The sequence below is a fragment of the Agitococcus lubricus genome (assembly GCF_003051055.1).
Taxonomy (GTDB): Bacteria; Pseudomonadota; Gammaproteobacteria; order Pseudomonadales; family Moraxellaceae; genus Agitococcus; species Agitococcus lubricus.
Genome location: NZ_QAON01000009.1, coordinates 44,047 through 56,455 on the forward strand (window position 1 = coordinate 44,047; position 12,409 = coordinate 56,455).

At 40.9% G+C, this 12,409-nt stretch carries 4 protein-coding genes; 2 read left to right on the forward strand and 2 right to left on the reverse strand.

All coding sequences use genetic code 11. From position 1 onward, the window contains the following. Window positions 1-31: 31 nt before the first annotated feature. Window positions 32-799 carry a pteridine reductase gene (locus C8N29_RS10090; protein WP_107865940.1) on the reverse strand — a complete coding sequence of 256 codons (768 nt, stop codon included), beginning with the start codon at window positions 797-799 and terminating at the stop codon, window positions 32-34. After that, on the reverse strand, window positions 780-2,021 hold the full coding sequence (locus C8N29_RS10095; protein ID WP_107865941.1) for a multifunctional CCA addition/repair protein: 1,242 nt from the start codon (window positions 2,019-2,021) through the stop codon (window positions 780-782). Before C8N29_RS10095 ends, C8N29_RS10090 begins: the two co-directional genes overlap by 20 nt. Before the next feature lie 225 nt (window positions 2,022-2,246). Here C8N29_RS10095 and C8N29_RS10100 point away from each other — a divergent pair, with 225 nt between their 5' ends. Continuing rightward, complete coding sequence (locus C8N29_RS10100) at window positions 2,247-3,902, forward strand: diguanylate cyclase (RefSeq protein ID WP_107865942.1); 1,656 nt, start codon at window positions 2,247-2,249, stop codon at window positions 3,900-3,902. 196 nt (window positions 3,903-4,098) lie between these two features. Further along, window positions 4,099-12,393, forward strand: a complete 8,295-nt coding sequence (locus tag C8N29_RS10105) for a nidogen-like domain-containing protein (RefSeq protein ID WP_107865943.1) — start codon at window positions 4,099-4,101, stop codon at window positions 12,391-12,393. Window positions 12,394-12,409: the final 16 nt, after the last annotated feature.

A 12,409-nucleotide genomic window follows, 5' to 3' on the forward strand; every position in this document is an offset into this window, starting at 1 on the left:
ATACATCCTTGTGGTTGAGTAATATACCCGCTTATTCTTTACCAAGGGTATGCCGTCGGCCACCGTCTACCGCAATAATTTGACCCGTAATGTAAGGCGCATCATCCAACAAAAAGGCAACCGTACGCGCAATATCGCTGGGACTTCCCGAACGCGCCAATGGCACGCTCGACAAAATTTCTTGCTGTTGGCTTTCATTAATGGCGGATACAGTATCTGCGGCTGGCCATAAAATCGCCCCTGGTGCCACGCCGTTGACGCGAATAAAAGGGGCTAATTCTTTGGCTAGCGCATAAGTCATCATTTGTAAGGCGGCTTTAGCCATACAGTAAATACTATAGTCTCTAAAAGGCCGTTCAGCATGAATATCAACAATATTTACGATACAACCATCTTGTTGTTGCAAATACGGCCGTAGTGCTTGACTTAAGAAAAAAGGCGCACGTGCGTTACTACTGAATAAATCATCCCATTGTTGAATGTTGGCTTCTGCAATGGGTGTTGCATAAAACGTAGATGCATTATTGACCAGCGCATCAATGCGACCAAAGATAGCATAAGCCTGTTCAGCGAGTTGAGAAAACAAATGGACTGCATCTAAGTCTGCATGTAATGCTGCAGCGCTGGTGGGACGAACCTGATTCAAGGTATCAACCAACGCGTGTGCAGCCAGTTCGCTGTGCCGATAATGAATAATCACCCGCCAGCCACGCTCATGTAACAAACGTGCAGTGGCTGCGCCAACTCGCTGACTGCTGCCGGTAATGAAAACCACTTTATTATCGAGAGTGTGTTGCATGATAGTGCTTTTTGAAAAGGTCTAAGGCATCAATACGTGCTTCGGCTAGGGCTGTGCCAAGTGCTGCGCCTGTTAGGTTCTGTTGGTTCAGATGTTGTGTGCTAATCTGTGCGGCAATGTCGCGTGCTTGCTGAAAATACGCTGCTTGCGGATAGGGCAGCTCTTCCCAACCGAGTCGACCACGTACATCTGTTTGACAGGCTAACAAAAACTCAGCAAAACGTTCAGGTCGCCGAATAGCGTCTAATTTTTGGAGCTTATGCCACAGGGTAGCCGCTCGCAACTCTACAACACGGTGACACTCCAAATGATATAAACACACCATTTCTGCCAATTGTTGATAATCTTTGGGGACTTTATAGCGTTGGCAAACCGCTGTTACCAGTGCTAAACCACGTTCTTCATGACCATGATGACGCGGTAAAATCGCTTCAGGCGTAATGCCTTTCCCTAAATCGTGTAGCAACACAGCAAAACGTACACGGGGATGAAGATTGGCTCTAGCAGCGACCTGTAAACACAGTAATAAATGTAAGCCCGTATCAATTTCGGGGTGATATTCGGGGCGTTGGGGAATCCCAAATAATTGATGTAGTTCTGGAAATAAAACCTTGAGTGCACCACATTCACGTAGCACTTCAATATACACATCAGGATGGTTTTCGTTTAAGGCGCGATGTGTTTCTTGCCATACCCGTTCGGCCGTGAGATGGTTTAATTCGCCACTGTGTACCATTTCCGTCATCAAAGACATCGTGTCGTCGGCCACTCTAAATCCATCCCCTGCAAAACGTGCGGCAAAGCGTGCAACACGCAATACACGTAAGGGGTCTTCTCTAAAGGCGTCGGATACATGACGGAGTTGTTTGGCGTGTAAATCGTCTTGGCCACCATAGGGGTCAATAATCTCACCATCTTCTGCTTGTGCCATCGCGTTAATGGTTAAATCACGGCGTAAGAGGTCTTGCTCTAGACGAATATCAGGACTAAAAAAGCAATCAAAGCCATGATAGCCTCGGCCTATTTTACGTTCGGTACGTGCCAAAGCATATTCTTCATGGGTGTGAGGATGTAAAAAAACAGGAAAGTCATGGCCAACGGCTTGAAAACCTTGTTGACGTAGTTGCTCAGGGGTAGCGCCAACAATCACCCAATCACGGTCATGTATTGGTCTACCCAGTAGTTTATCGCGGACGGCACCGCCTACCAGATACGTTTTCATGGTATATAGACTAGTATTATCGATTATTAGCACTATACCTTAGCTTAGCGGGGATGTAGAGCATTGCATTCTAAAAAGCGACATAATAAGGTCATAAGGTCTGTTGACGCTTTGATTGTGGCTCACACGCAAAACGTCAACAGACACTAGGCTAATGTGATAAATTATTTATGCAAAGCCACATGAGGTTTAACGTCAATAATGACGGTGAAAGGGTAGTACGTCATGGCATCAAAACAAGAAAAATTAGAAAAGCTCAAGGCTTTACAACACAGTTATGGCCAACAATTGCCACTACGTATACAGGCTATAGAACACATTTGTTTGCAATTAGCCCAACACCTTGAGGAGCATCCACGGTTACTACCTGAGTTGCATCGTTTGGTACATAGTCTGGCTGGCTCGGCTGGCTCGTTTGGTTATGGTGCGTTGAGTGAGCATTTACGATTTATTGAGCAGCAACTGACCTTAAATATGCAGCAAATGCAATATGCATTAACGCCAGACCAGCTAGTGACCTTAACCGCGCAGGTTGCCGATTTGAGTCGGTATCTGATGGTGCAGCAATTAAATTATAACTTGAGCTTTACGGGGCTTGATTTACAGCAGCATGATAATCGCTACGTATATATCATTGAAGATGATGTGTTGTTGGCAGAAGAAATACAAACACAGTTATCTATTTATGGTTGGCAAGCAGTCGTTTTTCATCAAATTAGAGATTTGGAGAACGCCTTATTAAAACAACTGCCTGCGGCGATGATTGTCGATATTATGTTGCCCGAAGGCGACTCCGCAGGCACCGATTTTGTTAAAAAAATACAACAGCAGTATCAAGGGCTGATTCCCGTTATTATTATTTCTTCGCGTTGGGATTGGCAAAGTCGTTTGGCTGCTGCACAGGCAGGCGCAAATGCCTATTTAACTAAGCCGATTGATTTTGGCATTTTGGCAGAGCGTTTAGATATCTTAACCCTGCGTAATGAAGGCATTCCCTATCAAGTCTTAGTCATTGAAGATAATGAATTATTGGCAGAGCATTATGCGGCGGTATTAACCAATGCAGGCATGCATGTAGAAACCCTAAAAGACCCGACTCAACTATTAGCCATGCTTGAGCATTTTTCGCCAGAATTAGTCTTGTTAGATTTATACATGCCTCATTGTAATGGTATCGAGGTTGCGCGTGTTATTCGGCAAGATACGCAATTTATCGACTTACCCATCGTCTTTTTATCGACTGAGTCAGGTCGTCATTTACAGTTAGCTGCCATGCAATCGGGTGCAGATGATTTCTTACAAAAACCCATTCAAGCCCAAGAATTAGTGATGGCGGTTAAGCAACGTGCGGAGCGATTTCGTAGCTTACGGGAACTCATCCGCCAAGACCGCATGACAGGCTTACTTAACCATATCGCCTTTAGATTGCAGTTAGAGTTTGAGTTGGCACGTCAGCAACGTACTGGTTCTTTACTGAGTATGGTGATGCTGGATATAGATTATTTTAAGAAAGTAAACGACCAATATGGCCATCCCATTGGTGATAGGGTGATTAAAAGTTTGGCCAAATTATTGACTAACCGTTTACGTAAGACCGATGTGATTGGCCGTTATGGTGGAGAAGAGTTTGGCATTATTATGCCTGATACGCATCCTGATGATGCGCTGAAAGTCATGAACCAATTACGTGAGGAATTTGCGCAATTAATTCACATGAGTCAGCAACAAGAATTTTCAACGACGTTTAGTGCAGGTTTGGTGGTCGCAAAATACAACTATCAAGTCGATGACCTATTTCAATATGCCGACCAAGCCTTATATCAAGCCAAACAACAAGGCCGCAACTGTGTGGTGTTGTATGAAAATAGCACGACAACTTAGCGCCTTTTATGTCATAAAATCACATGACAGGATTAAAAGGTTTTTGTAGAATCCTTGACAGCTTAAGTACAAAAATAACACATTTTTTGTGTTGATAATTAACCAATCACTCAACAAGAGCATTCATGGAAGAAGCATCAGATGACATGTCGCTTCCTTGAGGCATCGTTATCTTTTCTTTAGAAGGATTTGACTCATGACTACTGTGACAAACTACTCGCCAACGGGCTATCTCATTGATGGTATTTTGATGGGGGCAAGTTATCAAACGCCTACCAACGGTAAGCTGAGTCTGACCTTTAGTTTTCCTGATTATAGTTCAATGGCGATTGTAGATAATGGCAATCAACTGCGTACGGCTTCTGCCATTTATCAACAAGTGATTAGAGACCAGCTCAATAATCTTGAGCGTTATGTCAATATTGATTTTGTAGAAATCACGGGTGGAGAGGTTGCAGATTTTAATTTTTCTGTGACTGCCGAACCTATTAGTAATGCCTCAGCTTATGCCTTTTTTCCAGGTGATACGCCCAAAAGAATTATTTTAAGTGCTGATTATACCCCTGATAATAGTGGCTCTTTTATGAGTCATTATGGTTATATGACCTTAATTCATGAAATGGGGCATGCCTTAGGTCTTAAACATCCTCATAATTCATTTGGCTATCCCGATGATGGTAGCAATGTCTTTCCATTATTAGATGGTACTTATGATTCTACACGTTATACCGTGATGAGCTATAATAATACAGAAACTGTTGGCGATAATATATTTTCACAAACATACTCCGTATTTGATGTTGCTGCTTTACAGTATTTATACGGTGCTAATAGTGATTACAATCATACGAATACCATCTATCAATATAATTTAGACACGAGTTATTATTTTGAGACCTTGTGGGATGGTGGTGGTATAGATACAGTGACACTAAACACAGCGCAAAATACGAATTTTGATATTAGGTCAGGTGCAATTAATGCAAAAAATGGAAGTTATATTATTTCTATTGCTTATGACGCTAATATAGAAAATTTGATTTCTGGCTCAGGCAATGATGTGTTAAGTGGTAATGAATTAAATAACTTAATACAAGGTTTGGATGGTGCAGATTATATTTTTGGTAATGAAGGCAATGATACCTTAGATGGCGGTATTGGTATAGATACTCTAGAAGGCGGTGTGGGTGATGATAGTCTGATGGGTGGCGCGGGAGATGATATCTTAAAAGATGTGACAGCCAATGATACTAACGATGACAATTCAGTCTCTGTGTTAGGTCAACAATATTTAAATCTTAGTAGTAATCAACTTGTTAATGGTTTGGGAGGAAATGCAGGTTTTGGTGAGCAAATTTTATTAGTAAATGACGATGATTCATCAGATGTTATTGACATCAGTACTATTTTTGGTACAGCAGGACTCAATTTTTTTGGTCAAAGCTACACTAATTTATATGTAAATAATAATGGAAACATTACCTTTGGTTCGCCTTTGTCAGATTATACACCAGACCCTATTGGGAGTAATTTAGATTATCCAATTATTGCAGGCTTTTGGGCGGATGTAGATACTCGTGGTGCAACAGGAAATATCTCAGGTGGTGGAAATTCTTTAGGGACGAATCGTGTTTATTATGATATTGATGCGACTAATGGCGTTTTGACGGCAACATGGGACGATGTGGGGTATTTTAGCTCACACTCAGATAAAGTAAACGCATTTCAAATACAATTAATCAAACGTGGCAATCAAGGCGATTTTGATATCATCTATCGATATGAAGCTGTTAATTGGACGACGGGTGATGCAAGTGCTGGCAGTAATGGCTTAGGTGGCGTTGTTGCACGTATCGGTTATTCGGCAGGAAATGGTATTAGTTATGAATTACCATTATCAGGTAATCAACAGCAAGTTTTAGATATAGACCAAAATATTGGCAACTCAGGGCGTACTGGTATTTATATTTTTAATGTGCGTAATGGTGTTGTCACTGCTGAAGGGGGCAATGATACCTTAGATGGAGGAATTGGTGCCGATACAATGGCAGGTGGCATTGGTAATGATACTTATATTGTAGGTAATATTAACGATGTAGTTATTGAGGAAGCTAATAAAGGCTACGATACAGTAAAGAGTACTATTAGCTATACAATAGGTATTAATATAGAAAGCTTACTGTTAGTTGGTGATAATAATATTAGTGGGATAGGTAATAATGAAGATAACTTATTGACAGGCAACAATGGTAATAATTTTATATCAGCCCTTGCAGGAAACGATACATTAGAGGGTGGTGCGGGTATTGATACTTTGGTTGGTGGGCTAGGTAATGATACCTATATTGTCGACTCAATGACTGATGTTATTAATGAAGCAGTCAATGCGGGTACAGACACTATTAAGTCATCAGTCAGTTTTTCTTTAGTCAATATTAGCAATGTCGAAAACTTAACATTAATTGGTTTGACTGACATTAGTGCAACAGGAAATAGCCTTAATAATCTGATTGTCGGCAATGATGCAAATAATACATTAGAGGGTGGTGCGGGTATTGATACCTTGATTGGGGGCTTAGGTAATGATACCTATATGTACGATGGTGATGTTGTCGTAGAGAGTACAAATGCTGGTATTGACACATTGGTCTCTAATACCAATCTTACATTAAATATTGCAAATGTTGAAAATATCACCCTGATTGGCATAGCTGTTTCAGCAACTGGAAATGAGATAAATAATGTTCTTACGGGAAATGATAATGATAATATACTAGATGGCCAATTAGGGAGTGATACACTAATCGGCGGTTTAGGAAATGATAGTTATTATATTGATAGTACAGGGGATGTTGTTTTAGAGCAGGCTAATGAAGGTACTGATACAGTCATATCTTCGATTGCTATTACTGCCTTATTTGACAATATAGAAAATGTGACGCTGACGGGAGTCACCGCAAATAATGTAGTTGCAAATTCGCTCAATAATCTGGTGATTGGTAATAGTATAAATAATAGGTTAGATGGTGGTTTGGGTGCAGATACCCTGATGGCAGGGGTAGGGAGTGATACTTATATCGTTGATAATTTAGGTGATGTTGTTGTTGAACATGATGGTGAAGGGACTGATCAAGTTATTTCTTCAGTGAGTTTTGTTTTGGGTTCGAATTTGGAACATCTAAGGCTTACAGGTAATCAAAATATTAATGCAACTGGTAATGATTTATATAACTCTATTACTGGAAATGATGCCAACAATATTATTGATGGTGGCGCAGGCATAGATACGATGTTTGGTTATAAAGGCGATGATACCTTTATAGTCGATACAGATCAAGACTCTGTGAATGAATATGCTAACGAAGGCATAGATACAATTATAACAAATGTTAATTTAATTGGTTCTTTAGCTGCTAATATAGAAAATCTTGTCTTGACTGGTCAAGGGGCTATTAATGGTGTCGGTAATACGCTTAATAATATTATTACTGGTAATGCGAGTAGCAATATACTAAATGGCGGTACAGGTATTGATACCTTAATTGGCGGTGATGGTGACGACACCTATATTGTCGATAATATATCGGATACTATCATTGAAGGGGAAAATGGCGGTTTTGATACATTACAGTCAGCAATATCTATGGTGTTACCAAGTTATGTCGAGTTTTTGTCTTTATCTGGTAATACGGCAATTAATGCCACAGGTAATGAGTTTGATAATTATCTATCTGGGAACTCAGCAAACAATCGTTTGAGCGCTGGTGGAGGTAATGACACCTTAGTAGGGGCTGGGGGGACAGATACCTTAATTGGTGGTACAGGTTATGATACTTATATTGTTGACACGACAACGGATATTATAACTGAATTGCAAAATGAAGGTATAGATGTTGTTCAAAGTAGTGTCAGTTATAGCTTAGGAAACCATCTAGAGAATCTCTTATTGACAGGCTCTTCAAGTATTAATGCGACGGGGAATGAATTAAATAATCAACTGTCAGGTAATGCAGGTGCGAATATCCTAAATGGCGGATTAGGTGATGATACCTTAGTCGGTGGTGCAGGCAATGATACCTATATTATTGATAATGTGAATGATGTGATTCTAGAAAATGTCGGTGCTGGCACAGATACTATTCAAAGCGCGATAAATTACAGTGTCAGTGCTAATGTTGAAAATTTAACCTTAATAGGGACGGCATTAAATGCGACAGGCAATTCATTAAATAATATCCTAACGGGTAATAGTAGTCATAATACGTTGGATGGGCGTGAAGGGGTTGATACCTTAGTGGGTGGTGTGGGTGATGATACCTATATTGTGGATGATAGTGATGATGTTGTGACGGAGTCAGCCTCGGCGGGCACGGATAGTGTCCAGTCAACAGTTTCCTATATCTTATCAACGAATGTTGAGAATTTAGTCTTAGTAGGGACATTAGAGATAGATGGTACAGGTAATGCGAGTAATAACGTCCTGACGGGTAATGCAGCCGACAATACCCTCAATGGTGGCACAGGTGCAGATAGCTTAGTGGGTGGCTTAGGTGACGATACGTACATTGTCGATAATACGGGCGATGTGGTCACTGAGCAAGTCAATGAAGGGATTGACAGTGTGCAGTCGTCGGTCAGTTACAGTTTAAGTGCACAGATTGAGAATTTGACGTTAACGGGTTCGAGTGCCTTGAATGGGACAGGCAATCAATTAGCCAATCTATTAATGGGTAATACAGGTGCTAATATTTTAGACGGTGGTGTAGGGGCAGATACCTTAGTGGGTGGCGCAGGTAACGACAGTTATTTAGTCGATGACACTAATGATGTAGTGACGGAGTTACTGAATGGCGGCACGGCAGATATCGTCAAGAGTAGCGTTAATTATATCTTGTCGGACTATATTGAGCAGTTACAACTATTGGGCAGTCAAGCACTCAGTGGCATGGGCAACAGCTTAAACAATACACTGACAGGAAACAGTGCAAACAATAGCTTAGACGGTGGTGCGGGCGTAGATACCTTAGTCGGTGGCTTAGGTGATGATAGTTATTTTGTTGACAGTAGTACGGATGTGATAACCGAAAATGTGAACGAAGGCACAGATACGGCGTATGCCTCGGTCAATTACACCTTATCAACGCATGTTGAGAATTTAGTCTTAGTAGGGACATTAGAGATAGATGGTACAGGTAATGCGAGTAATAACGTCCTGACAGGTAATGCAGCCGACAATACCCTCAATGGTGGCACAGGCGCAGATAGCTTAGTGGGTGGCTTAGGTGACGACACCTATATTGTCGATAATACGGGTGATGTGGTCACTGAACAAGTCAATGAAGGCATTGACAGTGTGCAGTCGTCGGTCAGTTATAGTTTAAGTGCACAGGTTGAGAATTTGACGTTAACGGGTTCGAGTGCCTTGAATGGGACAGGCAATCAATTAGCCAATCTATTAATGGGTAATACAGGTGCTAATATTTTAGACGGTGGTGCAGGGGCAGATACTTTAGTCGGGGGTAGCGGTGTCGATACTCTGAAAGGTGGACAAGACGATGATATCTATATCATTGATGCCGCAACAGAGGTGATTGTGGAACTCACTGACGAAGGGATAGACACTGTACAATCCTCCGTAACTTACAGTTTAGGTGCGAATCTAGAAAACCTCCTGCTGTTGGGAAGTTCGGCAATCAATGCGACGGGTAATGCACTCAATAATACATTAACTGGTAATAGTGCGAATAACACCTTACAAGGTGGAGACGGTATAGATACCTTGATTGGAGGCTTGGGTAACGATGTTTATATTGTTGACAGCACAACAGATAATATTATCGAACTGGCAAACGAAGGACAAGATACCATTCAAACCAGTGTAAGTTTTGTCTTGTCTGCATTGAATATTGAGACCTTAGTACTCACAGGTTCGGCAGCAATTGACGCGACGGGTAATCAAGACGCCAATATTCTCAATGGTAATACAGCCAATAACACCTTACAGGGGCAAGCGGGTAATGATACTCTCAACGGAGGAGCAGGGCTTGATACTCTAATTGGTGGTTTAGGAGATGATACATATATCGTTGATAGTGCGACAGATAATATCTCTGAGTTAGTAAGTGAAGGCCTAGACACCGTTCAATCCTCCGTAACTTATAGCTTGGGAGTGGCTTTAGAATCACTTGTGTTAACAGGCACATCTGCTATCAATGGTACTGGTAATAGTAGTGATAATTTAATCACAGGAAATACGGCCAAAAACTTGTTAACAGGCTTAGAGGGAAATGACACCTTAAATGGAGGCGCGGGTATTGATACCTTAATTGGTGGCTTAGGAAATGATGTTTATGTGATTGATAATATTGCAGATAGTATTACTGAAAATAACGATGAAGGTATTGATTCTATTCAAAGTACCGTCAGTTATACCTTAGCTGCAAATGTTGAACATCTGAGCTTGTTAGGTACGGCAGCGATTAACGGAACAGCCAACACCTTAAATAATCAACTGACAGGAAATACCGCAAACAATCAATTAAATGGTTTGGAAGGCGATGACACCCTAGTGGGCGGCGGCGGTGTAGATACCTTAGTTGGGGGGTTAGGTGATGATAGCTATATCATAGATAATGTGAATACGGTTATCACTGAGTTGGCCAATGAGGGGATAGACACTGTAGTTAGCAGTGTGAATTTCACCCTTGCTCCGAATGTTGAAAAAATAAGCCTTATTGGGGCAGCAACGACAGCAACGGGTAATGACTTAAACAACACATTGATAGGCAATGAGTTAGATAATGTCCTTGACGGTGCAGCAGGTGCAGATACACTCATTGGCGGCTTAGGTAATGATATTTATGTGATTGATTCAGCTCAAGATATTATTACTGAACTTGCTAACCAAGGTAATGATACTGTTCAAAGTTATTATAGTTACTCATTACGTGCTAATTTAGAAAGTCTCACGCTAATCGGTACAGAGGCTATTAATGCTATTGGCAATAGCTACAATAATATACTAACAGGCAATATTGCGAATAATATATTAACTGGAGGTATTGGCAATGACACCTTAGATGGTGGGCAAGGCTTTGATACCTTGGTTGGTGGTGTAGGTAACGATATTTATTTAGTTGACAGTAGTACGGATACTTTAACTGAGTTTTCTGCTGAGGGAGTCGACACAGTAAAATCGACAATTAGTTATACCTTAGCGGCAAATATAGAACGTTTGGAGCTGTTAGGTGAAGCAGAAATAGATGGTATTGGTAATAGTTCGAATAATTTACTGACGGGTAACAGCACAAATAATACGTTATCAGGATTAGCGGGTAATGATACTTTAGACGGTGGTGTTGGCCTAGATACTCTGATTGGAGGAACAGGTGATGATACTTACTATGTTGATAGTATATTAGATATTATTACTGAGCTGAGTGGACAGGGTAATGATATGGTTTACTCTTCGGTGAGCTATCAGTTGGCGGATAATATCGAGAAAATCAAATTATTAGGTAGTGAAAATCTCAATGTCATAGGCAATAGTTCGAGTAATGCTATTTATGGGAATGCGGGGGCTAATCAAATAGCAGGTGCTGGTGGTTTCGATACACTACGTGGCGGCTTAGGTAATGACATCTATATTGTGGATGTATTAAATACAACCGTGGTAGAAGATACAAACTCAGGTTTTGACACCGTCAAAAGCTCTGTAAATTATACCTTAACTGCCAGTGTAGAGCGTTTAGAGTTAACAGGTGAAAACAGTATTAATGGCACAGGTAATAGTTCCTCAAATTATCTGTTAGGCAATGCGAGTAATAATACGCTACGAGGTGCCGCTGGCAATGATACGATTGATGGAGGAGCAGGAATAGATGTTGCAAGTTATGAATATGCAGCGAACGCAGTGACAGTCAATTTAATGACGGGACGCAGCTCGGGTGCAGATGGCGCAGACACACTTTTAAATATTGAAAATATTACAGGCAGTGCGTATAACGATGTTCTTACAGGGAATGAATATAATAACTTTATTATTGGGAATGCAGGGAATGATACCTTAACAGGTGGGCTAGGTAACGATACCTTAAGTGGTCGTACGGGTAATGATACTTATGCTTTTAGTCGTGGAGATGCAGTAGACAGTATTTTTGATACAGATGCAGCTGTTGGTAATCAAGATACCATCCTATTTAAAACGGGTATAGCAACAACGCAACTGTGGTTTAAACATGTCGGTAATAACTTAGAGCTCAGTATTATTGGCACAACAGATAAACTGATTGTGAGAGATTGGTACCTGAGTACTAATAATCACATTGAATTATTCAAACTAACAGACAACAACAAAACCTTAAGCGACACGAATGTTGAAAACTTAGTGACGGCAATGGCGAGTATGTCACCACCTCCTGTGGGTACAACGACTTTAGACAGTAGTCAGTATGCCTCTGTATTAAGTGTAATTGCAGCCAACTGGAGCTAATCGGTACGCATAAAAA

Bases quoted from the DNA above. Each gene is read 5' to 3' on its own strand.
- C8N29_RS10100 (WP_107865942.1), top strand. From the start codon at position 2,247: ATGGCATCAAAACAAGAAAAATTAGAAAAGCTCAAGGCTTTACAACAC.
- C8N29_RS10105 (WP_107865943.1), top strand. From the start codon at position 4,099: ATGACTACTGTGACAAACTACTCGCCAACGGGCTATCTCATTGATGGT.
- C8N29_RS10090 (WP_107865940.1), bottom strand. From the start codon at position 799: ATGCAACACACTCTCGATAATAAAGTGGTTTTCATTACCGGCAGCAGT.
- C8N29_RS10095 (WP_107865941.1), bottom strand. From the start codon at position 2,021: ATGAAAACGTATCTGGTAGGCGGTGCCGTCCGCGATAAACTACTGGGT.